This is a genomic window from Oribacterium sp. oral taxon 078 str. F0263 (genome assembly GCF_000469565.1).
GTDB lineage: Bacteria > Bacillota > Clostridia > Lachnospirales > Lachnospiraceae > Oribacterium.
In genome coordinates, this window is the sequence record NZ_KI273097.1 from 1 (window position 1) to 24,075 (window position 24,075).

The following is a 24,075-nucleotide window of genomic DNA, read 5'->3' on the forward strand; positions in this document are numbered from 1 at the left end:
GCGATGTCAGATATAACTGCACTATGATTGACCTGCATGACCGCAGCGTCATCGCAAGCATAACGGACCGTCACATAACGAGCGACCTGGCGATCCGGACTCTGGACAAAGCTTTCGCATCCCCAAAAAGTATCAGCCCTGATTTAATACTTCATTCAGATCAAGGCGTGCAATATCCTTCTAAAGCTTTTATCGAATACTGTGACAACCATGATGTTACACAGGGCATGAGCAAAGCCGGATATCCCTATGATAATGCACCTATGGAGCGTTATTTCAACACATTGAAGAATGAGGAGATATATCTCCATCAGTATCACACAGAGGAGCAATGATATGAAGCAGTGGAGCAATTCGCATATGTCAAATACAACCATGTTCGCCCACATTCATACAATGGATACCGTACTCCATTTGAGGCACGATATGCTGCATAAAAAATTTAGCCATAAATGTTACAAAAAAGGTTGACCACAACAGGGAAGAGCGAAAAATCGCTCTCAGGGATCCGATTTCCCGTCTTCTTTACGGGGATATGATAGAAATCATGAGGGAAGGAGTATGGAGGAGAGACGGCTGCCCCGCTATCTTCAGCTTTACCGGGAGATACGGGAGGATATCACGGAGGGGCGATATCGCCTGGGGGAGAGACTTCCCTCGAAGCGGCTTCTTGCGGAGGAGCACGGGATTTCCGTGATCACGGTGGAGCATTGCTGCCGCCTCCTCGAGGAAGAGGGCTATATTGAGGCGAGGGAGAGGAGCGGCTTCTTTGTCTCCTATCGGGAGAGCGATTCCTTTCCGGTGAGAGAAAACGGCGGGGAGGATGAGAAAAGGAGAGGAAGGGAAGGGGAGGAGAGGGAGAGCGGAGAGAAGGGAATGCGGCAGAGCGGAGAGGGCGAGGGGATGCCCTATCCGATCCTGGCCCGCACGGTGCGGAGAACCCTATCGGAATACGGGGAGCGCATTCTCAGAAAGTCCCCGGGGGGAGGGATTCCGGAGCTTCGGGAGGCGATCGCCGCCTATCTTCGCAGAAGCCGCGGGATCCGGGTCTCCCGGGAGCAGATCCTCCTTGGCTCCGGGGCGGAGTATCTCTATTTGCTCATCGTGCAGATGCTAGGGAGAGAAAAGCTCTATGGGATAGAGGACCCTTCCTACCGGATGATCGAGAGGGTCTATACGGACAGCGGGGCGAGGATAGAGAGACTTCGGCTCGGGAGGGAGGGAATCCTGAGCGAGGAGCTTCGGAGAAGCAGGGCCGAGGTTCTCCACGTCACACCCTTTCACAGCTATCCGAGCGGCGTGATCGCGAGTGCCTCCAAGCGCCACGAATATATCCGCTTTGCGAGGGAGAGGGGGGTCACTGTGATAGAGGATGATTTTGATTCGGAGTTTTCCGGCTCCACAAAGACGGAGGATACGCTTTTTTCTCTGGAGCCGGAGAGGCTCGTGATCTATGTGAACAGCTTTTCGAAGACGATCGCACCGTCCATCCGGGTCGGCTATCTGCTTCTCCCCCGGGAGAGAGCGGGAGAGCTTTCGAAAAGGATTTCCGCCTACTCCTGTACGGTTCCGGTTCTCGACCAGTATTTCCTCACAGAGCTTTTAAAAAGCGGGGATTTCGAGAGACATATCAACCGCGTCAGGCGGAGGAGAAGGGCAGAAGGGAGAAATTCATGAGAAAGAAAAGGATGCTTCGCAGGCTTTCCGGGCTCGGCTTCCTCTGGAGGAGCAGTCCGGAATTTCTGCGCCTTCTCTTTGCCTCGGCTGCGCTCTGCGGACTCGATCAGGCCGTAAAGCATCGGATCGACGGGGAGCCGGAGGAGAATTTCCCGCGGGACATGCCCGGGACCAAAGGGAAGATCCGGATCGTCCGGGCCCATAATCCCGGCTTTTCGATGGGACGCATGTCGGATAAGCCGGAGTTTGTGAAGCTCTCCTCTCTCTCTGTCACGGCATTTTTGCTGGGGGCACTGCAGCTTTTCTGCGCGCTTTGCCCCGGGAGATTTTTTGTGAGGAAGCTCGGGATCTCCCTCGCGATCGGCGGAGCCGCTTCCAATGTCATCGACCGGATCCGGAGGGGGAGGGTCACGGATTACCTCAATATCCGGATCGGGAGCTTTCAGCGCTCCATCGTAAATATCGGGGATCTCATGATTCAAAGCGGCGCTTTGCTCTATGGCCTCTCTCTGCTTTTTTCTCTCTTTGCCTCTCTTATCAGGCATGCTTTCGGAGGGAGAGCTTCACTGGATGGGAGGAAGTATGATAACTAAGCTTAAACGGTATATCGGTTTTCATTTCTCGCAGCTTCTCTATATTCTCTTCGTCTACCTCTTTTTCCCGCTTTCCGCGCTCTGCCTTTCCATTCAGCGAAGAAAAGAAGAGGGGGGAATGCGCTTTCTGTTTTCGTCTGTCCCCTTCCTTATCCTTCTCCTCCTTCTCTTTTCCTTTATGATAAGGCAGATGATCTTTGATGAAAGGCGCTCTTCCGAGCCGCAGTTTCTGGAGAGCTCGCTCCTCCTATATAAGTACGGGCTCTTCCCGCTCAGCTTTATCCTGATGCTCGGCTCTCTCGGAGCCTGTATCTGCGGCCTTCTCGCCTTCCCCCTGGCCGGAGTGGTGCTTGGCACAAGTCCTCTCTTTGGCCCCTGGCTTATTATTCCGGTCTTAATCAGCAACGTCATGGCTGTCGGCGGGCTTGTGGCGATCGCGGTGGGGCTTAGCTTCTTTATATTTATCTGGCTTTTGATACTGCCCGGAAAGCTGCTTGCGATAAGGCTTTTATCTCGAAGCTGCCGCCGGAAGGAGATTTCACTCCTCCCTGTGATTCTCAATTCCCTGGCGCAGCTTCTCTTCCCTTTGGATATCGTTTCCTCGATCTGGATCTTCCGGCGTCTCCTCGGCGTAAAAACGCTCGCGATTGCTCTTCCTCTTGGGCTCTATCTGGCAGCCATCTTCTTCTCGACTCTTTTCGTTCTCAGCCACTGAGAAAGAGAAAGGTGGAATCTTCATTAAGATTATGTTAAGATAAAAGGCGCTGATTTGCCGCGGGGGGAAGCGGCGGATCAAAATTATGGATTATGCAAAGGAAGATACGAAAATGAAGAGGAAATCAAGAGCGTTTCTGCTGCTTCTCATTCTGCTTTTTGCGACGGCCGGCTTCTGCTTTCTCGGCTATCGCGGCGCACCGACTATCCGTCTCGGACTGGATCTGAACGGCGGTGTCTCCATCACCTATCAGACCGATGAGCCGAATCCTACGGCGGAGCAGATGTCGGATACCCGCTATAAGCTTCAGCTTAAGGCGCAGAGCTACTCCACGGAGGCGCAGGTCTACCAGGAGGGTGCGAACCGGATCAATATCGATATCCCGGGGGCGACGGATGCGAATGAGATCCTGAAGGAGCTGGGAGAGCCCGGTTCTCTCCAGTTCAAGGATCAGAGTGGAAATGTGCTCCTCACCGGAGATGATGTGAAGACCGCGTCCCCGGCCATGACGAACCAAAACAATAATAAGGAATACATTATCCGCCTCGCCTTTAAGGAGGAGGGGGCGAAGAAGTTCGCGCAGGCCACATCCGATAATGTCGGAAAGCCCCTCTACATCGTTTACAACGGGAAGACGATCTCCGCTCCTACTGTGCAGGAAGCGATCACCGGAGGGGAGGCCTCCATCACCGGGATGGACAGCTATGAAAAGGCCTCGACCATCGCTTCCACCATCCGGATCGGGGCGCTTCCCCTTAAGCTTACGGAGCTTCGCTCCAATGTGATCGGCGCCACGCTCGGACAGGAGGCCATCACAAGCTCTCTGAAGGCCGCGGCGATCGGGCTTTCCCTGGTCATGCTCTTCATGCTGATTTTCTATCTCCTTCCGGGCCTCTCCGCATCCTTTGCGCTCCTCATGTACGTGGGACTCGAGATGGTGCTTCTGCAGGCCTTTGAGGTGACGCTGACTCTGCCCGGCATCGCGGGCATCATCCTCTCCATAGGAATGGCGGTGGATGCGAATGTCATCATCTTCACCCGCATCAAGGAGGAGCTCGGACAGGGCAATACGGTGGAAAAGGCGATCAAGGCCGGCTACAGCAAGGCTCTCTCCGCGATCCTCGACGGAAACATTACGACGCTCATCGCAGCGGCGGTGCTCTATCTCCGGGGCTCCGGGACGGTCAAGGGTTTTGCGACGACCCTGGCGATCGGTATCGTCGTCTCTTTGATCACGGCTCTCTTTGTGACGAGAGGCTTCATGTGGTGCTTCCTGACGCTCGGCGCTTCCTCCCCGAAGCTCTACGGGATCAAAAAGCCGGCGAAGCTCATCGACTTTGTGGGTATGAGGAAGGTCGCCTATCTGATTTCCGCCGTGCTCATCCTCAGCGGTTTTGTCGCGATGGGGATGAATAAGAGGAGCATCGGAAATCTCTTTAACTATGATCTCGACTTCAAGGGCGGTTCCTCCACGAATATCACCTTGAATGAGGATCTCCCCCTGGATCGGATCGACAAGGAGCTCGTCCCGGTTTTTACGGCGGTGACGGGAGGGGACTCCTCCACGCAGGCCTCAAAGGTCGCGGGGACGAATGAGGTTATCATAAAGACCCGGACCCTGACGACGGATGAGAGGACAGAGCTCTACAAGGATATCGCGGAGAAATTCTCTGTGGATGAGCAGAAGATCACGACGGAGAATATCTCCGGGGCGGTCTCCCTGGAGATGAAGAGAGACGCCGTCTGGGCGCTTCTCATCGCCATCTTCTTTATGCTGATCTACATCTGGGTGCGCTTTAAGGATCTGAAGTTCGCGTCGGCTTCCGTCGCGGCCCTCGCGCACGATGTTCTCGTGACGATCACCTTCTATGCGGTCTTCCGCTGGGCAGTGGGCTCGACCTTCATCGCCTGTGTCCTGACGATCGTCGGCTACTCGATCAATGCGACCATCGTCATCTTCGACAGGATCCGCGAGAATCTGAGTGAGCCGGGAGGGAGGAAGAATCTCAGGGATTCCGTGAATATGGCGGTCTCCGAGACCCTGACCCGTTCGATCAACACCTCGCTCACGACCTTTATCACGGTCCTCATGCTTTTCCTCTTCGGCGTGAGCTCCATCCGGGACTTCACGATGCCCCTGATGGTCGGTATCGTCTCCGGCGCCTGGTCCTCCGTCATGATCGCGGGACCGCTCTGGTATGACTTCGTCCAGCTTGCCGAAAAGCGAAGAGAAAAGGCGGCGGCGGAGCAGAGGGCGCAGCAGCCGAAGCAAAAGACAAAGAAGAAAAAGGGTTAAGGGTAGAGGAAAACCCGGATCAAGGGGGAAGGTCTCTCCGGCCTGGGGAGAGAGACCCTCCCTCTTTTTGCGAAAGAGGAGAGGAGAAAAGAGCTTGCGGTATGAGATCGTAGCGGAGGAGGGGAGAGCTAAGTCCGCCCATATGGAGACGGTGCACGGTGTGATCGAGACGCCGGTTTTCATGAATGTGGGGACCGCGGCGGCGATCAAGGGGGGCCTGTCCTCGGATGATCTGGTGGAGATCGGGACGCAGGTGGAGCTCTCCAATACCTATCACCTCCATGTCCGGACGGGGGAGAAGCTGATCCGGGAGCTGGGGGGCCTCCATCGTTTTATGAATTGGAAGAGGCCGATCCTCACGGATTCCGGGGGCTTCCAGGTCTTCAGTCTTTCCGGGACGGGGCGAAAGATCACGGAAGAAGGGGTGTATTTTCGCTCCCATATCGATGGGAGGAGGATCTTCATGGGGCCGGAGGAGTCCATCCGGATCCAGTCCATGCTCGGCTCCACTATCGCGATGGCCTTCGACGAGTGTCCTCCCGCCCTCTCGGAGAGGGACTATATCGAGCCCTCCGTCGAAAGAACGACCCGCTGGCTTCTCCGCTGCATGGAGGAGCGTAAGAGGCTTCGTTCCCTTCCGGACACCTTGAATAAGGAGCAGCTTCTCTTTGGGATCAATCAGGGAGGGATACTCGGGGACATCCGGATCAGGCACGCGGAGGAGATCAGCGCCCTGGATCTGGACGGCTATGCGGTCGGGGGTCTCGCAGTGGGGGAGAGCCATGAGGAGATGTACCGCATCCTGGACCTCGTGCTTCCGCATCTTCCGAGAGAGAAGCCGAGCTATCTGATGGGCGTGGGAACTCCGGAAAACATACTGGAAGCGGTGGAGCGCGGCATCGACTTTTTCGACTGTGTCTATCCCACGAGAAATGGGCGTCACGGAAATGTCTATACCCATCAGGGGAAGAGGAATCTCCTGAATCTTCGCTATGAGAAGGACCATAGGCCGATCGAGGAGGGCTGCCTCTGCCCGGTCTGCGCGGGGAGGAGGAGAGAGGACGGGAGCAGGAGCGGAGGCTATTCCCGGGCCTATATCCGGCATCTTCTGAAGGCAAGGGAGCTGCTCGGACTCCGGCTCTGCGTCCTCCATAATCTTTACTTTTATAATCGGCTCATGGAGGAGATCCGGGAGAGCATCCGGAGCGGGAGCTTCCGGGACTTCAAGGAGAAGACGCTGCGGAGTCTTTCAGAGGGAGATTGAGAGGAGCGGGAGGTCGGAGACAGGCGCCTTAAATCGCTGTGCTTCCGGGAACTTGCCGCTGGAAATCAATCTTCGACTGTGCTATCATTAAGGCCTTGATCGAACTGCGGAGCAGCCGCAGCGCTGCTTAGAGGAGGAAATATCATGGGATCTATGGGTAATGTCGGCTGGCTCTTATATATTGTCGTGATCTGCGGGATGTTTTATTTCATCGGCATCCGTCCCTCGCAGAAGGAGAGGAAGAAGCAGCAGGAGATGCTGTCCTCCGTCGCGGTGGGGGATACCGTGCTCACAAGCTCCGGCTTCTACGGAGTCATCATCGATATGACGGACGACACGGTGATCGTGGAGTTCGGGGGCAATAAAAACTGCCGCATTCCGATGCAGAAGACCGCGATCGTACAGATCGAAAAACCGGCATAGGGAGAGGACAGGAATTTATGCGGATCGGATCGTCTCGGTCCGCCTTTTTTGCGGGAAGATATCTGAGGGAAGATCAATGAGAGAGAAAGAGACTTTACTGGTAATCTTCGGCGGCAGGTCCACAGAGCACGAGGTCTCCTGCCGCTCGGTGCAGAATATCGCGAGGGATGTCGACAGGGAGCGCTACGAGCTCGTGCTTCTCGGCATCACAAAGGAGGGGGAATGGCGGCTCGCCGAGGATCTCTCCTCGATCGAAGACGGAAGTTGGAGGGAGGGGAAGCGGGCGATGCTTCTTCCGGATGCTTCTCTTCGCTCTCTCTTGATTTTTGAGAAGGACGGGAGCAGCCATCTCCAGAGGATTGATGTGATCTTCCCGGCCCTGCACGGAAAATACGGAGAGGACGGCAGTATTCAGGGGCTCTTTGAGCTCTCCGGCATCCCCTATGTCGGCTCCGGTGTCCTCGCCTCCGCGGTCTCCATGGATAAGCTCTTCACGAAGGTGATTGCCGCGCAGCCCCTCAAGAAGCTCGGACTCCGCCAGGCCCGCTGCCTTCCCGTCGATGCGGCGGAGCTCGGGAGGATGGAGGAGATTCTAAACAGGGTCGAAAAGTCCTTTCAGTACCCGGTCTTTGTGAAGCCGGCCAATGCGGGCTCCTCCTGCGGGGTGAGCCGCGTGGAGAAGCGGGAGGAGCTGCCGGATGCCCTGCGGGCCGCCGCGAAGGTGGACAGAAAGCTTCTCGTAGAGGAGATGGTCTATGGGAGGGAGCTGGAGTGCGCGGTCCTCCGCGGCCCCGATATGAAGATCCACGCGAGCGGCCTGGGGGAGATCCGCGCGGCGGCAAGCTTCTATGACTATGACGCAAAGTACAATAATCCGGATTCCGTGACGGATGTGAACCCTGAGCTTGATGCGGAGAATGCGGAGCTCATCCGAAGCGCGGCAAAGGCGATTTTTGCCGCGGTGGACGGCTATGGTCTCGCCAGAGTGGACTTCTTCCTCACGGAGGACGGGCCGGTCTTTAATGAGATCAATACGTTGCCGGGCTTTACCGCGATATCGATGTATCCCATGCTCTGGGAGGCAAAGGGCATAGGAAAGAGAGAGCTGATCCAGCGCCTGATTGACAGCGCCTGTCAAAGGCCGGGAAGCTCGCTCTGACTTCACCCTGCCTTTTTGAAAACGCGAAGGGGCGGGGATGGGATTTGCACTTTTTTTGAGAGCGGAAGACGGGGGAGAGGGAGAAAAACCCGGGAAAGAGATGATTTAAGAATTCCATAACTTTTTTTTCGATTATATTTCACACACTTTACGGGCGACTGTGCTAGGATAGGGACATAATAAATGTATGAATGATTTTCCTTTCTCCTTTTTCACAAGGCCCTGCTTCCTTCGGGAAGCAGGGTTTTGTGATTTCGGCGGGAAATCAGGCAGGGGAGATGGGGTACGGCATGAAGGTCAGGATCCTGATGGAGACCAGGCAGACTGTGGATGGGGAGACAGAGCTGATTCGGCATGAGGCCAGGGCCGTGATGCGCCTGGGGGAGGAGGACGCGGTCCTCACCTATCTTCTGGACGGCATCCATCATGAGATGCTCATCGACTTTCGGACTCCCTCCGTATCCGTGACCAGAAACTGGCAGGAGGGACAGAGCCTGTTCTACGAGAGCGGAAGGAAGCATACGGTGCGCTATGAGACTCCGGCCGGCTCTATGGACTTAAGCTTTGAGACGAAGAGTATCCTTTTGGAAAGAGGGAATTTCGCAGAAGGGGATGCGAAACTTTCACTCAGCTACCGCATTTCCCAATACGGAGAGGCGATCTGCGACTGTGAACTCAGCATTGCAATTTCACCCCTGGATATAGTAGAATAATTCAGACGCCAAGGGGATTTACAGCTGCTGCGCTGCCGGTGCTTCCGGCAGGAATATTTATCTGGAAAGTTGAGGCTCTCTATGCTTGCGATACATGCCGGGACGGTGTTGACCGCGCTCTTTTCGATTCTCTTTGTCCTTTTGCTGATTCTGGTCGCACTCTATTTCCTCGGAAGAAGGATGCAGAAGAAGCAGGAGGAGCAGCAGCCCCTCATCGAAGCGAACACGATGGATGTCTCCATCCTTGTTATTGATAAAAAAAGGATGCGGATCGCGGATGCCGTCCGGGCGGGACTTCCGGAGCAGGTCAGAGCGCAGACGCCGTTCTATCTTAAGCTCTCGAAGCTCCCGATCGTAAAGGCGAAGGTGGGACCGAGAGTCATGACCTTTATCGCGGAGCCGAAGGTTTTTGAGCTGCTCCCTTTGAAAAAGGAGGTCAAGGTCGCGGCCTCCGGGCTCTATATCCGCTCCATCAAATCCGTCCGGGGAGGCGCCGTTTCGGAGCCGCCCGCGAAGAAGGGCTTTCTCTCGGGACTCCGCGAGCGCATCGCCTCCGGGCGGAAGTAAAGGCCCATCGGAGGGACTGATCTTTATTGGTATTTTTGCTCTCAAAAGCCTTTCCCCTGTGCAGTTTGAAGGCGCAGAGGAAAGGCTTTTTGGCGGCCCTATGGAACAAGGCTTGTCTATGACCGCTCCATGCGGAAAAGAGCAGGGGAATTCTTGACATCCCATTTTCAGGATGTTAAAATGAAAGTTGCGATTTTGGCTTCATGGAGGTGCAGGGGATAAGTGTGCCCTTTTTTGGCTTGTCTCAGGCAGACGTCCCTGATTGTCAGAAAACTCAGAACCTGATTCGCGAAAAAACGATAAGAAAGCATGCTGCTTTTCTCGATTATACCGCTCAGGACGGTATATGACAAGCTTTTTTGTGAATTTCAACGAGAAGGTGGGGAAACCCGTCCGAAACAGCAGGGGTGAACGGTCAATGAAAAAAAGCAAAATGCGCCCGGTGAGAACCGGAAAAAACGTCAGAATGACTTTCTCTCAGAGCAAGGAAGTTCTGGAGATGCCGAATCTCATCGAAATTCAGAAGGACTCCTATCGATGGTTTCTGAAGGAAGGGCTGAGGGAGGCGTTCGACGACATCTCCCCGATCCAGGATTTCGCGGGTCACATGAGCCTCGAATTCGTGAATTTCAAGCTCTGCGAGGAGGAGAAGAAGTACACGATCGAGGAGTGCAAGGAGCGGGACGCCACCTATGCCGCACCGCTCAAGGTCAAGGTTCGCCTCATCAATAAGGACAAGGACGAGATCAACGAGCATGAGATTTTCATGGGAGATCTCCCTCTCATGACAGAGACCGGATCCTTCGTCATCAACGGCGCGGAGCGGGTCATCGTCTCCCAGCTCGTGCGCTCCCCGGGAATTTACTACAGCATTGACCGTGACAAACTCGGAAAGGAGCTTTACTCCTGTACCGTTATCCCAAACCGGGGCGCCTGGATCGAGTACGAGACGGACTCGAACGATGTTTTTTTTGTCCGTGTGGACAGGACGAGAAAGGTCCCGGTGACGGTCTTTATCCGCGCCCTGGGCATCGGCTCGAACGCGGAGATCATCGAGCTCTTCGGGGAGGAGCCGAAGCTGCTCGCCTCCTTTGAGAAGGATCCCTCCGACAATTATCAGGACGGTCTTCTGGAGCTCTATAAGAAGATCCGGCCGGGGGAGCCCCTCTCCGTGGATTCCGCGGAATCCCTGCTCCGCTCCATGTTCTTCGACCCGAGGCGCTATGATCTTGCGAAGGTCGGAAGATATAAGTTCAATAAAAAGCTTCATTTCAGAAACCGGATCCGCGGTCTGAGCCTCGCGGAGGACGTGGCGGATCCCGCAACCGGAGAGCTCCTCGCGGAGGCCGGGACCGTATTGAGCCGGGAGAAGGCGGAGGAGATTCAGAACGCCGGTGTCCCCTATGTCTGGATTGACGGGCCGAGCCGGAAGGAGAAGGTCCTTTCCTCCCTGCAGGTGGACGCCTCCTCTTATTTCCCGGAGGACTTCGACCTCGCCTCCCTCGGAATTCGCGAGCTTGTCTACTATCCGGCACTCCGCGCGCTTCTCGAGGAAATGGAAGGGGCTTCCGAGGCGGAGCTCCGGGAGGCCGTGAAGAAGCATATCCATGAGCTGGTTCCGAAGCATATCACAAGGGAGGATATCTTCGCCTCCATCAATTACTGCATGAATCTCGAGGAAGAGATCGGAAATTCCGACGATATCGATCATCTTGGAAACAGAAGGATCCGCGCGGTGGGGGAGCTTTTGCAGAACCAGTACAGGATCGGTCTTTCCCGCATGGAGAGAGTGGTCAGGGAGCGCATGTCCACGCAGGACATCGAGGAGATCACGCCGCAGTCCCTCATCAACATAAAGCCCGTGACGGCATCGGTGAAGGAGTTCTTCGGCTCCTCTCAGCTCTCCCAGTTCATGGATCAGAACAATCCGCTCTCGGAGCTCACACATAAGAGAAGGCTCTCCGCCCTCGGCCCCGGCGGGCTTTCCAGAGACCGGGCGGGCTTCGAGGTGCGGGATGTCCACTATACGCACTACGGCAGGATGTGCCCGATTGAGACGCCGGAGGGTCCGAACATCGGACTCATCAACTCTCTTGCGAGCTATGCGAGGATCAATGAATACGGCTTCATCGAGTCCCCCTACCGCGTGGTGGATAAGTCCGATCCGAAGGATCCGGTCGTGACGGACCGGGTGGTATATCTCGCGGCGGACGAGGAGGACAATTACCGCGTCGCGCAGGCGAACGAGCCCATCGACTCCGAGGGGCATTTCGTAAACGACAGCGTCTCCGGGAGATACCGGGAGCTGACCTCGGCCTTTCCGAAGGCGTCGATCGACATGATGGATGTCTCCCCGAAGATGGTCTTCTCCGTGGCGACCTCCATGATCCCTTTTTTGCAAAATGACGACGCAAACCGCGCCCTGATGGGCTCGAACATGCAAAGGCAGGCCGTGCCGCTTTTGGTGACGGAGCCTGCGGTGGTGGACACCGGAATGTCCGCGAAGGCCGCGGTGGATTCCGGTGCCTGTGTGGTGGCGGAGAACTCCGGCGAGGTCCTGGTCTCCGCCTCGAACCGCATCGTCATAAAGAGGGACAAGGACGGGGTGCTGGACGAGTATAAGCTGATGAAGTTCGTCCGCAGCAACCCGTCGAACTGCTACAATCAAAAGCCGATCGTCTCCCCTCATGAGCATGTGGAAAAGGGGGATATCATCGCGGACGGCCCCTCCACGAGCGCGGGGGAGATCGCCCTTGGGAAGAATCCTCTCATCGGCTTTATGACCTGGGAGGGATATAATTACGAGGACGCGGTTCTCCTCTCCGAGAGACTGGTCCAGCAGGATGTCTATACCTCGGTCCATATCGAGGAGTACGAGTGCGAGGCGAGGGATACGAAGCTCGGCCCGGAGGAGATCACCTCGGATGTCCCCGGAGTGGGGGAGGAGGCCCTGAAGAACCTGGATGAGCGCGGCATCATCCGGATCGGGGCGGAGGTCCGGGCGGGGGATATCCTGGTCGGAAAGGTCACTCCGAAGGGGGAGACGGAGCTCACGGCGGAGGAGAGACTGCTCCGCGCGATCTTCGGAGAGAAGGCGAGAGAGGTCAGGGATACCTCTCTGAAGGTGCCGCACGGCGCCTACGGGACCGTCATCAATACGATGGTTTTCACGAGGGAGAACTCCGATGAGCTCGCCCCCGGTGTCTCCGAGTCCGTCCGCATCTATATCGCGCAGAAGAGGAAGATCGGAGTCGGAGATAAGATGGCCGGCCGCCACGGAAACAAGGGCGTCGTATCCCGCGTGCTCCCGGTGGAGGATATGCCCTATCTCCCGAACGGCCGCCCGCTGGACATCGTCCTGAACCCCCTCGGCGTGCCGTCCCGAATGAATATCGGACAGGTCCTGGAGCTTCATCTCTCTCTCGCGGCGAAGGCGCTGGGGCTCGATGTCTCTACGCCCATCTTCGACGGGGCGGATGAGAATGATATCCAGCAGACGCTGATCCTCGCCAATGACTATGTGAATGAGTCCTGGGAGGACTTCTCGAAGAAGCATAAGGAGGAGCTGGACCCGGCGGTATATGACTACCTCGGAAAGCACCTTGAGCACAGGGAGGAGTGGAAGGGCGTCACGATCAGCATCGACGGAAAGGTCCAGCTTCGGGACGGCCGCACCGGGGAGATGTTCGACGGGCCGACCGCGATCGGCTTCATGCATTATCTGAAGCTCCACCACCTGGTGGATGACAAGATCCATGCGCGTTCCACGGGACCGTACTCCCTCGTCACGCAGCAGCCCCTCGGCGGTAAGGCACAGTTCGGAGGACAGCGCTTCGGGGAGATGGAGGTCTGGGCGCTCGAGGCCTACGGCGCGGCCTATACACTTCAGGAGATCCTGACCATGAAGTCCGACGATGTCGCGGGCCGTGTGAAGACTTATGAGGCGATCATCAAGGGACAGAATATACCGGCCCCCGGCGTCCCGGAATCCTTCAAGGTCCTGTTAAAGGAGATGCAGGCGCTTTGCCTCGACATGAGAGTGCTGGACGAGAAGAAGAATGAGGTGGAGATCACCGAGGATCTCTACGACGCGAACCAGGATATGCATCGTCTGCTCTCCGGCGGGGAGAACCGCTTCGGGAGAAAGGAGGAGAACTTCGCCTCCTATGGCTATACGAAGCAGGAGTTCAGGGACGGCGAGCTTGTGGACGAGGAGCCGGAGGATAAGCTGGAGGCGGAGCTCGAGACGGAGCTTGAGGAGGATCTCTCCGAGGATTCCGACTTTGCGGCAAGTCTCGGCGAGGCGGAGGACGCAGAGCCCGCGGAGACGGAGCCGGTGCTTTCACTGGACGAGGAGGAAGCCGAAGAGGGGGAGGACCCGGAAGACGGCGAAGAGCAGTAATCACAGGAGGAATAAATGGCACAGCTTGAGAATGTAAATGAGCCGATTCAGTTTGATTCGATCAAGATAGGCCTCGCCTCTCCGGAAAAGATCCTGGAGTGGTCTCACGGCGAAGTGAAGAAGCCGGAGACCATCAACTACAGGACCTTAAAGCCCGAAAAGGACGGTCTCTTCTGTGAGCGCATTTTCGGACCGGTCAAGGACTGGGAGTGCCACTGCGGCAAGTACAAAAAGATCCGTTATAAGGGCGTGATCTGCGACCGCTGCGGCGTCGAGGTGACGAAGTCCTCCGTCCGCCGGGAGAGAATGGGCCATATTGCGCTCGCGGCTCCGGTCTCTCATATCTGGTATTTTAAGGGCATCCCCTCCCGGATGGGACTGATCCTGGACATCAGCCCCAGGGTTTTGGAGAGAGTGCTCTACTTCGCCTCCTATATCGTGCTGGATGCGATGGATACGGGGCTCGAGTATAAGGAGGTCCTCTCCGAGAAGGAGTACCGGGACGCGCTGGAGCAGTACGGCAGCGGAACCTTCCGCGCCGGCATGGGGGCGGAGGCCGTTCTGGAGCTTCTCCGCGCCATCGATCTCGAGAAGGAGTATACGGATCTTCGCTCGGAGCTCGACAAGTCCTCCGGGCAGAAGAGAGCCCGCATCGTGAAGCGCCTCGAGGTCGTGGAGGCCTTCCGCTCCTCCGGGAACCGGCCGGAGTGGATGATTCTCACGAATCTCCCGGTGATTCCGCCGGATCTCCGCCCGATGGTGCAGCTGGACGGCGGCCGCTTTGCGACCTCGGATCTGAATGACCTCTACCGGAGGATCATCAACCGGAACAATCGTCTCGCGCGTCTTCTGGAGCTCGGAGCGCCCGAGATCATCGTGAGAAATGAGAAGAGAATGCTGCAGGAGGCGGTGGACGCTCTGATCGACAACGGCCGCCGGGGGCGCCCGGTCACGGGCCCCGGAAACCGGGCCCTGAAGTCCCTTTCCGATATGCTCAAGGGAAAGCAGGGGCGCTTCCGTCAGAACCTGCTCGGAAAGCGGGTGGACTACTCCGGCCGTTCCGTAATCGTCGTCGGACCGGAGCTTAAGATCTATCAATGCGGCGTGCCGAAGGAGATGGCGATCGAGCTCTTCAAGCCCTTCGTCATGAAGGAGCTCGTCAAGTCCCAGAAGGCGCACAATATCAAGAATGCGAAGAAGATGGTGGAGAGACTGGACCCGATGGTCTGGGATATCCTGGAGGGTGTGATTAAGGAGCACCCCGTCATGTTAAACCGCGCCCCTACGCTCCATCGTCTGGGCATACAGGCCTTTGAGCCGATCCTGGTAGAGGGAAAGGCGATCAAGCTCCATCCGCTGGTCTGTGCGGCCTTCAACGCGGATTTTGACGGGGACCAGATGGCGATCCATCTCCCCCTCACCCAGGAGGCGCAGGCGGAGTGCCGCTTTATGCTGCTCTCTCCGAACAATCTCTTAAAGCCCTCGGACGGCGGCGTGGTCGCTGTCCCCTCCCAGGATATGGTGCTGGGGGTCTATTATCTGACGCAGGAGAGAGAGGGGGACAAGGGAGAGGGGAAGTTCTTTAAGTCCATCAATGAGGCGATCCTCGCCTATGAGAATAAGTATGTCACCCTGCACGCGAAGATCCACTGCCGGGTGGACCGGATCGAAAGGCGGGAGGACGGCACGGAGAAGCGCTGCGAGGGAGTGATCGATACCACGGTGGGACGACTTCTCTTCAATGAGATCATCCCGCAGGATCTCGGCTTCGTCGACCGCTCGGTTCCGGGGAATGAGCTTTTGCCGGAGATCAACTTCCTTGTGAAGAAGAAGAATCTGAAGCAGATCCTGGAGAAGGTCATGGATGTGCACGGGGCGACGCAGACCGCGCTCACGCTCGATGAGATCAAGGCGATCGGCTATCGCTTCTCCACGAGAGCCGCGATGACGGTCTCCATCCACGATATGACGGTCCCGGCTTCGAAGAAGGAGCTTCTGGAAAACGCGCAGAGCACGGTGAACCGGATCATGAAGAACTTCCGCCGGGGACTGGTCACGGAGGAGGAGCGCTACAAGGAGGTCATCGACACCTGGAAGACGACGGATGAGCAGCTCACGAGGGATCTTCTGGAGGGGCTCGATAATTACAATAATATCTTCATGATGGCGGACTCCGGGGCGAGAGGCTCCGATAAGCAGATCAAGCAGCTCGCCGGCATGCGTGGCCTCATGGCGGATACGACCGGAAAGACGATCGAGCTCCCCATCAAGTCAAACTTCCGGGAGGGCCTCGACGTGCTCGAGTATTTCATCTCCGCCCACGGAGCGAGGAAGGGACTTTCCGATACGGCGCTCCGCACCGCGGACTCCGGCTATCTCACGAGGCGTCTTGTCGATGTCACCCAGGATCTCATCATCCGGGATCTGGACTGCGCGGCGGGGAGAGACACGATTCCCTCCATGGAGATCACGGCCCTCTCCAACGGACAGGAGAAGATAGAGTCCCTGGAGGAGAGAATCACCGGGAGATTCGTCGCGGAGGATGTGACGGATCCGGAGACCGGGGAGATCGTCATCCGGGCGGATCACATGGTGACCCCGAAGAGAGCGCCGAAGATCATCGCCGCCCTCAATAAATCCAGCCGCGATTCCATCCGCATCCGGACGGTTCTGACCTGCCGCTCCCGCGCCGGGGTATGCGCGAAGTGCTACGGGGCAAACCTTGCGACCGGGCAGCCGGTGGAGGTCGGAGAGGCCGTCGGCACGATCGCCGCGCAGTCCATCGGGGAGCCGGGAACCCAGCTCACGATGAGAACCTTCCACACCGGAGGCGTGGCGGGAGGAGATATCACCCAGGGTCTTCCCAGAGTCGAGGAGCTCTTTGAGGCCAGGAAGCCGAAGGGACTCGCGATTCTGACGGAGATCCCCGGCATGGCGGAGATCAAGGAGGGAAAGAAGCGGGAGGTCATCGTCACGGATGATGAGAGCGGGCAGTCGAAGACCTACCTGATTCCCTATGGCTCCAGGATCAGTCCGAAGGTCAATGAGGGAAAGAGGCTTGAGGCCGGGGACACCCTGACCGAGGGCTCCATCAATCCCCACGATCTCCTTCGGATCAAGGGAGTCAAGGCGGTGCAGGATTACATGATCTCCGAGGTCCAGAGGGTCTACCGCCTTCAGGGTGTCGAGATCAACGATAAGCATATCGAGATGATCGTCCATCAGATGATGAAGAAGGAGAGGATCAGCGAGGCAAACGACTCCGACTTCATCCCCGGCACAGCGGTGGACCGCCTCGACTTCGAGGACGAAAACGAGCGCCTTATAAAGGAAGGGAAAAAACCCGCGGAGGGAAAGCGCACGATGCTGGGAATCACCAAGGCTTCCCTGGCGACGGACTCCTTCATGTCGGCGGCCTCCTTCCAGGAGACCACGAAGGTCCTGACGGAGGCGGCGATCAACGGAAAGGTCGATCACCTCGTGGGACTGAAGGAAAATGTCATCATCGGAAAGCTCATTCCCGCGGGAACCGGCATGAGACGCTATCGGAGCGTACAGCTCTCCACGGATCCGGAGGATCTGGAGGCTAATGCCGACAGTATCTTCACGGAGGACGAAGCCTTCGATGTGAATGCGGCGGCTGTCGAGACGGCGGCGGAGGAAGAGCTTCTCGACCGGGAAATTCACAACGAGCTTTGATCTCTCTCGGAGCATATGAGCCTCCGGAGCGAGAGCGGATTTTCGGCTTTCGCCCCGGAGACTCTGAGAGAGCGCGGATCAGGAAGGAAAGCGGCGCTCTCCGCCTTGACAAAGCGGAAAATCTTTACTATATTTAGCGGGCGTGCGATTTTCGCGCGCCTTTCTTCGCGCCGGTTTTTCCTCCGGGCGGAGAAGAAAAGTCAAAGGAAAGGAGACCAAAATGCCAACATTTAACCAGCTAGTCAGAAAGGGCAGAGAGACTTCCCGGAAAAAGTCCACCGCCCCGGCGCTCCAGAGAGGCTTCAACTCCCTGAGAAAGAGAGCGACCACAAACGATGCGCCCCAGAAGAGGGGTGTCTGCACGGCGGTGAAGACCGCCACCCCGAAGAAGCCGAATTCCGCACTCAGAAAGATCGCGAGAGTCCGTCTTTCCAACGGAATCGAGGTGACCTCCTATATCCCGGGAGAGGGACATAACCTCCAGGAGCACTCCGTCGTCATGATCCGCGGCGGCCGTGTGAAGGATCTGCCCGGTACCAGATACCATATCATCAGAGGGACTCTGGATACCGCAGGCGTCGCAAACCGCATGCAGGCCCGTTCCAAGTACGGCGCGAAGAGGCCGAAGGCGAAGAAATCCTGATATTTTCGGGAAAACATTTTAGACATGGTTATGACGGATTGTTTTGGTCAACATTTCGATAGAGAATTTTTCAGAAGAAAATTCCGGGGCACTGGCCCCGCAGGGAGTTGTCCAGCAACCGCATGAAGCCCTATGGGGCAGTACCTGTGATCTGAATTTTATATTTAAGGAGGGAAGTAACGTGCCACGGAAAGGACATACTCCGCACAGAGACGTTCTGGCGGATCCGATTTACAATTCCAAGATTGTGACAAAGCTTGTCAACTCCATTATGCTGGACGGCAAGAAGGGAGTCGCACAGAAGATTGTTTACGGCGCATTCGAGAGAGTCGCCGAGAAGACCGGGAAGGATGCGCTTGAGATCTTTGAGGAGGCGATGAACAACATCATGCCGGTCCTCGAGGTCAAGGCAAAGCGGGTCGGCGGCGCCACCTACCAGGTCCCGATGGAGGTCCGGCCGGAGAGAAGACAGACGCTGGCTCTCCGCTGGCTCACCGAGTTCTCCCGGAAGCGCTCGGAGAAGACCCAGGCCGAGAGGCTGGCGAATGAGCTCATGGACGCGGCGAACAACACCGGCGCGGCCGTGAAGCGGAAAGAGGAGATGCACCGGATGGCCGAGGCCAACAAGGCATTTGCTCATTACAGATTCTAAGGGAGAGGAGGAACGACATTGGCTGAGAGACAATATTCCCTTGAGCACACGAGAAATATCGGCATCATGGCCCACATCGATGCCGGAAAGACGACTCTGACGGAGCGTATCCTCTTCTACACCGGCGTGAATCATAAGATCGGAGAGACGCACGAGGGAAGCGCCACCATGGACTGGATGAAGCAGGAGCAGGAGAGGGGCATCACCATCACCTCGGCCGCAACGACATGTCATTGGACGCCGGAGAAGGAGCACGTAAAGATTCCCGGGGCGCCGGAGTACCGCATCAATATCATCGATACCCCGGGCCACGTCGATTTCACGGTGGAGGTCGAGAGATCTCTCCGCGTTCTCGACGGCGCGGTCGGTGTCTTCGATGCAAAGAGCGGCGTGGAGCCTCAGTCCGAGAATGTATGGCGGCAGGCGGACACCTACAATGTCCCGAGAATCGCCTTCATCAATAAGATGGATGTCGTGGGAGCGGATTTCTTCCACTCCGTGCAGACCATCGTGGACCGCCTCGGAAAGAACTGCGTGATCACGCAGGTTCCGATGGGGAGAGAGGACAGCTTCGTCGGCATCATCGACCTCTTCGAGATGAGAGCCTACTTCTATAAGGACGACAAGGGAGAGGAGATCGAGATCACGGAGGTTCCGGAGGAGTATGCGGAGCTGGCCAAAGAGTATCACGAGAAGATGGTCGAGAAGATCTCGGAGCTGGACGATGATCTCATGATGCTCTATCTGGAGGGCACGGAGCCCTCCGCGGAGGAGATGAAGAAGGCGCTCCGGCAGGGCACGATTGAGGGAAGGGCGATTCCCTGCCTCTGCGGCACCGCCTATCGGAATAAGGGAGTGCAGAAGCTCCTTGATGCCGTCATCGACTTCCTCCCGGCCCCCACGGATGTCCCGGATATCCAGGGCACGGATCCGGACGGAGAAGCGGACAGCAGGCCGTCCTCGGACGAGGCTCCCTTTGCGGCCCTCGCCTTTAAGATCATGACGGACCCCTTCGTCGGAAAGCTCGCCTATTTCAGGGTATATTCCGGCACATTAAAGACTGGCTCCTATGTCTTGAACTCCACAAAGGGAAAGAAGGAGAGAGTCGGAAGACTGCTCCAGATGCACGCGAACAAGCGGACCGAGCTCGAAGAGGTCTTCTCCGGAGATATCGCGGCGGCCGTTGGCTTCAAGCTCACCTCCACCGGGGATACGATCTGCGATGAGCAGCATCCGATCATCCTGGAGTCCATGGAGTTCCCGGAGCCCGTGATCTCCGTCGCGATCGAGCCGAAGACGAAGGTCTCCCAGGGGAAGATGTCGGATGCCCTGGCGAAGCTCGCCGAGGAGGATCCGACCTTCCGCGTGAAGACAAACGAGGAGACCGGTCAGACCATCATCTCCGGCATGGGAGAGCTGCATCTCGAGATCATCGTCGACAGACTGCTCCGCGAGTTCAAGGTGGAGGCGAATGTCGGCGCGCCTGAGGTCGCCTACAAGGAGACCTTCACAAAGGCCGTGGATGCCGAGGGAAGATACATCCACCAGTCCGGCGGAAGCGGAATGTACGGGCACTGCAAGGTCAAGTTCACTCCGATGGATCCAAACGGAGAGGAGATCTTCCACTTCGAGTCGACGGTCGTCGGCGGATCGATCCCGAAGGAGTATATCCCCGCCATCGAAAAGGGAATCCGAGAGGCCGCAAACAGCGGTGTGCTCGCGGGCTTCCCGGTGCTCGGCGTCAATGCGAATGTCTACGACGGCTCGTATCACGAGGTCGACTCGAACGAGAGAGCCTTCGAGTTTGCGGGCTCCATCGCCTTCAAAAATGCGATGCAGAAGTCGGATCCGATTCTCCTTGAGCCGATCATGAAGGTGGAGATCACGACGCCGGAGGAGTACATGGGGAATGTCATCGGAGACGTGAACTCCCGCCGCGGCCGCATCGAGAGCATGGAGGATATCCCGTCCGGAAAGCAGATCAACGGTCTCGTCCCTCTGGCGGAGATGTTCGGCTATGCGACGGATCTCCGCTCCAAGACCCAGGGAAGAGCGAACTATTCCATGTTCTTCGACCACTACGAGAAGTGCCCGAAGAACGTACAGGACAAGATCCTCTCGGATCTGAAGCGCTGAGGAAAGGCCGGGAGCCTGCCGCGCGGCGATCGGGATGAGCGATAAGCCCGGAAACGCTTTGCCGCGTTTATGGCCCCGCTGCTTTTCGCAGCAATCCGCGCATTCCGCATGCCGGTTCCAAAAGCCAAAACGAGGGCGGAATGCGGAAGCGGAAAGGGCGGAGAGAGGCCCTTTTCGGAAGGGCCCGGGCCCCCGGAATGGGGGCTTGCGAAATAAAGAAACAGATGATAAAATCATAAATACTGGCTCCCCGCGGGGGGCGGTGATGTACTGCACGGAGCATGCTACGCATGCCTTGGTGCTTGGCATGATTTTCGTTGTATTACATGCAGAATCAGGAGGGTTTTTAAAATGGCAAAGGCACATTTCGAAAGAACGAAGCCGCATTGTAACATCGGAACCATCGGACATGTCGATCACGGCAAGACGACTCTGACCGCTGCGATCACCAAGGTGCTTGCGGACAGAGTGGCCGGCAATACGGCGACCGACTTCGCAAATATCGATAAGGCGCCGGAGGAGAGAGAGAGAGGAATCACGATCAACACGGCCCATGTCGAGTATGAGACGGAGAAGAGGCACTATGCCCACGTCGACTGCCCGGGCCACGCGGACTATGTCAAGAACATGATCACCGGTGCCGCACAGATGGACGGCGCGATCCTCGTCGTCGCGGCTACGGACGGCGTCATGGCGCAGACCAGAGAGCATATCCTGCTCGCCCGCCAGGTCGGTGTTCCGGCCATCGTCGTATTCCTGAACAAGTGCGACATGGTCGACGATCCCGAGCTGCTTGAGCTTGTGGAGATGGAGGTCCGCGACCTCCTCACCGAGTATGATTTCCCGGGCGATGAGGTTCCTGTGATCAAGGGCTCTGCGCTGAAGGCACTGGAGGATCCGAAGTCCGAGTGGGGCGACAAGATTATGGAGCTCATGGACGCTGTGGACAGCTATATCCCGGAGCCGGCCCGTGAGATCGATAAGCCGTTCCTGATGCCTGTCGAGGATATCTTCACCATCACCGGACGCGGAACCGTTGCAACGGGAAGAGTGGAGAGAGGTGTGCTCCACGTCGCCGATGAGGTTGAGATCGTCGGAATCTCCGAGGAGACCGAGAAGTCCGTTATCACCGGAATCGAGATGTTCCGTAAGCAGCTGGATGAGGCCATGGCCGGAGACAATGTCGGTCTTCTGCTCCGCGGCATCAACCGTGACCAGATCGAGAGAGGACAGGTCATCTGCAAGCCCGGTTCTGTGAAGTGCCACAAGAAGTTCACGGCACAGGTCTATGTCCTGACCAAGGATGAGGGCGGACGTCATACTCCGTTCTTCACGAACTATCGTCCGCAGTTCTACTTCAGAACCACGGATGTGACCGGAGTATGCATGCTTCCGCAGGGTACGGAGATGTGCATGCCCGGAGACAACACGGAGATGGAGGTCGATCTGATCCATCCGGTAGCGATGGAGGAGGGACTCCGCTTCGCTATCCGTGAGGGCGGAAGAACGGTCGGCTCCGGAAGAGTTGTCAAGATTCTTGACTAATCAGAAATCCTGAGATCCGATTTCATAGGAGGGAGCCATCGATTCTTCGGAATCGGTGGCTCTTTTCCTATCGCTTTTGACAGGAGATGGATTTCTCTTGAGGATTTTCTTTTCCTTTTGACTGTATTTTGCGCCGATTTCGTGTATGATAGGTTTGCGGTTTTCGATAAACTTCCGCCCGGCCGGGTCCGGGGGATTGCAGGATCAGAGAAGGTACTATGGACAGAAGGATAAAGGATTTAGACGACGTCAATCGGGAGCTGAGAACGGGGAAGGCGGAGGGAAGCGGGGGCCCGAAGCGGGAAGAGGAGCTCAGGAAGCTGCGAAGAGGCAGCTCCTTTATCCCACTCGACCTCTCCCGCTGGCTCAGGCCGGAGGATTTTGCGGGGGCAGGCTCCCTCCTTCGCTTTCCCGCCGCCATCCTGGCGCTCATCGTCCTCGTTCTGATCCTCGAGAGGGCGGGCTTTGGAATGAAGGGAGATCCGAGCTCCCCGTCTTCCCCCGAAGCCGCGACACAGAGCGAGCTTCCGGAGAGCACGGAGGAGACGACCGTCCCGGAGACCGAGGATCCGACGATTGTGAAGGAATATCATGACAATGTCCTGGAGGATTTCTTTAAGAGATACTTCGAAGCAAAGCTCGCGGCGGATGTAGACACGCTCTACCAGATGAGCGGCGTCACCAATCAGACAGAGGCGCAGAAGGCGCAGCTTGCCTCTCAGCTCAAAACGCAGGCCGGCTATATCGAGCGCTACCAGGACATCGCGATCTATGCCGTGAAGGGCCTGGAGGAGAATGCGAAGCTGGTGTTCATCACCTATAATGTGAAATTCCGCCGCTCCGACACCCTGGCTCCGGCCATCATGTACTGCTATATGAAGGTGAATGAGGCGAATCAGTTCGAGCTTGTGGAGAATATGAGCCCGGAGCAGGCGAAGTTCGTGAATGACTACACGACGAATCATCAGGAGGTAGTGGAGCTGATCAATTCCACGAACTCCAGGCTTTTGCAGGCTCTCTCCTCCGACTCCCGCCTCGCTGTGATCTATGACGCCTTTCAGACGGGACGGATCTATAAGGAGGATCAGTCGAAGATCGATTCCGAGGTCTCCCTGATCTCTGTCGACGGCGGCTCGGAGTCCTCCGGGGAGAGTGCGGCGGCGAACGCCTCCTCCGGGAGCGGGAAGAGCTCCGCCTCGGGGAAAAAGAGCGGAGCCGCGGGGAGCACAGAGAGCAGCTCCCCCTCCAATGACGTAATCTCCGTCGGACAGGCGCCGACAGAAGGAGGCGCTTCGTCCGCGCCCTCTGCGAAGCAGAGTGAAGCGCAGAGCGCGGGAACGACGGCGCAGGAGCAGAGCAGTGCTTCATCGGGAGAGAGCAAGAGCTCGGATGCAGGAGGAGCCGGCGAGCAGAAGAGCCCGGCCGGAAGCGGGGATGTCATCGAAGCCGGGGAGAACCCCGGGGCCTGAGCATTTCCGCGCCTTGCCCCAGCGCTTCGAATCAGCATTAAGTACTGTGTATTTACGACTCGGCTTCTGATAGAAGTGATTCGATCTGCCGTTTGCCCGTCTGTGCACAGGTCGTCTGCCGC

The 24,075-nt window shown here is 57.2% G+C and carries 16 protein-coding genes and 1 pseudogene; all 17 read left to right on the top strand.

Translation table 11 applies throughout. The features are described from left to right. A pseudogene (locus HMPREF1986_RS02985) lies at positions 1-437 on the top strand (DDE-type integrase/transposase/recombinase); the annotation flags it as partial. Positions 438-561: 124 nt separating this feature from the next. Continuing rightward, positions 562-1,677, top strand: a complete 1,116-nt coding sequence (gene pdxR / locus HMPREF1986_RS02990; protein WP_021773278.1) for a MocR-like pyridoxine biosynthesis transcription factor PdxR — start codon at positions 562-564, stop codon at positions 1,675-1,677. Further along, complete coding sequence (locus HMPREF1986_RS02995; protein ID WP_021773279.1) at positions 1,674-2,270, top strand: signal peptidase II; 597 nt, start codon at positions 1,674-1,676, stop codon at positions 2,268-2,270. The genes pdxR and HMPREF1986_RS02995 overlap by 4 nt, the downstream gene beginning before the upstream one ends. After that, on the top strand, positions 2,260-2,985 hold the full coding sequence (locus tag HMPREF1986_RS03000; protein WP_021773280.1) for a hypothetical protein: 726 nt from the start codon (positions 2,260-2,262) through the stop codon (positions 2,983-2,985). Before HMPREF1986_RS02995 ends, HMPREF1986_RS03000 begins: the two co-directional genes overlap by 11 nt. Positions 2,986-3,097: 112 nt before the next feature. Next, positions 3,098-5,281 carry a protein translocase subunit SecDF gene (locus HMPREF1986_RS03005; protein ID WP_036599061.1) on the top strand — a complete coding sequence of 728 codons (2,184 nt, stop codon included), beginning with the start codon at positions 3,098-3,100 and terminating at the stop codon, positions 5,279-5,281. Positions 5,282-5,375: 94 nt separating this feature from the next. Continuing rightward, on the top strand, positions 5,376-6,545 hold the full coding sequence (gene tgt, locus HMPREF1986_RS03010; protein ID WP_036599063.1) for a tRNA guanosine(34) transglycosylase Tgt: 1,170 nt from the start codon (positions 5,376-5,378) through the stop codon (positions 6,543-6,545). 153 nt (positions 6,546-6,698) lie between these two features. After that, positions 6,699-6,968 (top strand): preprotein translocase subunit YajC, encoded by a 270-nt coding sequence (gene yajC / locus HMPREF1986_RS03015; protein ID WP_009215554.1) that lies wholly within the window; start codon positions 6,699-6,701, stop codon positions 6,966-6,968. Between the two features lie 76 nt (positions 6,969-7,044). Further along, positions 7,045-8,127, top strand: coding sequence for a D-alanine--D-alanine ligase family protein (locus tag HMPREF1986_RS03020; protein WP_021773283.1), 1,083 nt, complete (start codon positions 7,045-7,047; stop codon positions 8,125-8,127). A gap of 248 nt (positions 8,128-8,375) precedes the next feature. After that, positions 8,376-8,840 carry a DUF1934 domain-containing protein gene (locus HMPREF1986_RS03025; protein ID WP_196806094.1) on the top strand — a complete coding sequence of 155 codons (465 nt, stop codon included), beginning with the start codon at positions 8,376-8,378 and terminating at the stop codon, positions 8,838-8,840. 81 nt (positions 8,841-8,921) lie between these two features. Beyond that, positions 8,922-9,407 carry a hypothetical protein gene (locus HMPREF1986_RS03030; protein ID WP_021773285.1) on the top strand — a complete coding sequence of 162 codons (486 nt, stop codon included), beginning with the start codon at positions 8,922-8,924 and terminating at the stop codon, positions 9,405-9,407. Positions 9,408-9,825: 418 nt separating this feature from the next. After that, entirely contained in the window at positions 9,826-13,809 is a 3,984-nt protein-coding gene (gene rpoB / locus HMPREF1986_RS03035; protein WP_242837344.1) for a DNA-directed RNA polymerase subunit beta, read from the top strand. A gap of 15 nt (positions 13,810-13,824) precedes the next feature. Further along, positions 13,825-17,508: a DNA-directed RNA polymerase subunit beta' gene (rpoC, locus tag HMPREF1986_RS03040; RefSeq protein ID WP_021773288.1), complete on the top strand. Its 3,684-nt coding sequence runs from the start codon at positions 13,825-13,827 to the stop codon at positions 17,506-17,508. A 220-nt stretch (positions 17,509-17,728) separates the two neighbouring features. Continuing rightward, complete coding sequence (gene rpsL, locus HMPREF1986_RS03045; protein ID WP_009215545.1) at positions 17,729-18,151, top strand: 30S ribosomal protein S12; 423 nt, start codon at positions 17,729-17,731, stop codon at positions 18,149-18,151. Between the two features lie 181 nt (positions 18,152-18,332). Further along, on the top strand, positions 18,333-18,803 hold the full coding sequence (rpsG, locus tag HMPREF1986_RS03050) for a 30S ribosomal protein S7 (RefSeq protein WP_036599053.1): 471 nt from the start codon (positions 18,333-18,335) through the stop codon (positions 18,801-18,803). 18 nt (positions 18,804-18,821) lie between these two features. Next, positions 18,822-20,939 carry an elongation factor G gene (fusA, locus tag HMPREF1986_RS03055; protein ID WP_036599057.1) on the top strand — a complete coding sequence of 706 codons (2,118 nt, stop codon included), beginning with the start codon at positions 18,822-18,824 and terminating at the stop codon, positions 20,937-20,939. A gap of 351 nt (positions 20,940-21,290) precedes the next feature. Further along, positions 21,291-22,484, top strand: coding sequence for an elongation factor Tu (gene tuf / locus HMPREF1986_RS03060; protein ID WP_021773293.1), 1,194 nt, complete (start codon positions 21,291-21,293; stop codon positions 22,482-22,484). Positions 22,485-22,702: 218 nt separating this feature from the next. Continuing rightward, complete coding sequence (locus HMPREF1986_RS12485) at positions 22,703-23,953, top strand: hypothetical protein (RefSeq protein ID WP_021773294.1); 1,251 nt, start codon at positions 22,703-22,705, stop codon at positions 23,951-23,953. Positions 23,954-24,075: the final 122 nt, after the last annotated feature.

Excerpts from the sequence above, each read along its gene's own strand:
- pdxR (WP_021773278.1), top strand. The coding sequence starts at position 562 with ATGGAGGAGAGACGGCTGCCCCGCTATCTTCAGCTTTACCGGGAGATA.
- HMPREF1986_RS02995 (WP_021773279.1), top strand. The coding sequence starts at position 1,674 with ATGAGAAAGAAAAGGATGCTTCGCAGGCTTTCCGGGCTCGGCTTCCTC.
- HMPREF1986_RS03000 (WP_021773280.1), top strand. The coding sequence starts at position 2,260 with ATGATAACTAAGCTTAAACGGTATATCGGTTTTCATTTCTCGCAGCTT.
- HMPREF1986_RS03005 (WP_036599061.1), top strand. The coding sequence starts at position 3,098 with ATGAAGAGGAAATCAAGAGCGTTTCTGCTGCTTCTCATTCTGCTTTTT.
- yajC (WP_009215554.1), top strand. The coding sequence starts at position 6,699 with ATGGGTAATGTCGGCTGGCTCTTATATATTGTCGTGATCTGCGGGATG.
- HMPREF1986_RS03020 (WP_021773283.1), top strand. The coding sequence starts at position 7,045 with ATGAGAGAGAAAGAGACTTTACTGGTAATCTTCGGCGGCAGGTCCACA.
- HMPREF1986_RS03030 (WP_021773285.1), top strand. The coding sequence starts at position 8,922 with ATGCTTGCGATACATGCCGGGACGGTGTTGACCGCGCTCTTTTCGATT.
- rpoB (WP_242837344.1), top strand. The coding sequence starts at position 9,826 with ATGAAAAAAAGCAAAATGCGCCCGGTGAGAACCGGAAAAAACGTCAGA.
- rpoC (WP_021773288.1), top strand. The coding sequence starts at position 13,825 with ATGGCACAGCTTGAGAATGTAAATGAGCCGATTCAGTTTGATTCGATC.
- rpsL (WP_009215545.1), top strand. The coding sequence starts at position 17,729 with ATGCCAACATTTAACCAGCTAGTCAGAAAGGGCAGAGAGACTTCCCGG.
- tuf (WP_021773293.1), top strand. The coding sequence starts at position 21,291 with ATGGCAAAGGCACATTTCGAAAGAACGAAGCCGCATTGTAACATCGGA.
- HMPREF1986_RS12485 (WP_021773294.1), top strand. The coding sequence starts at position 22,703 with ATGGACAGAAGGATAAAGGATTTAGACGACGTCAATCGGGAGCTGAGA.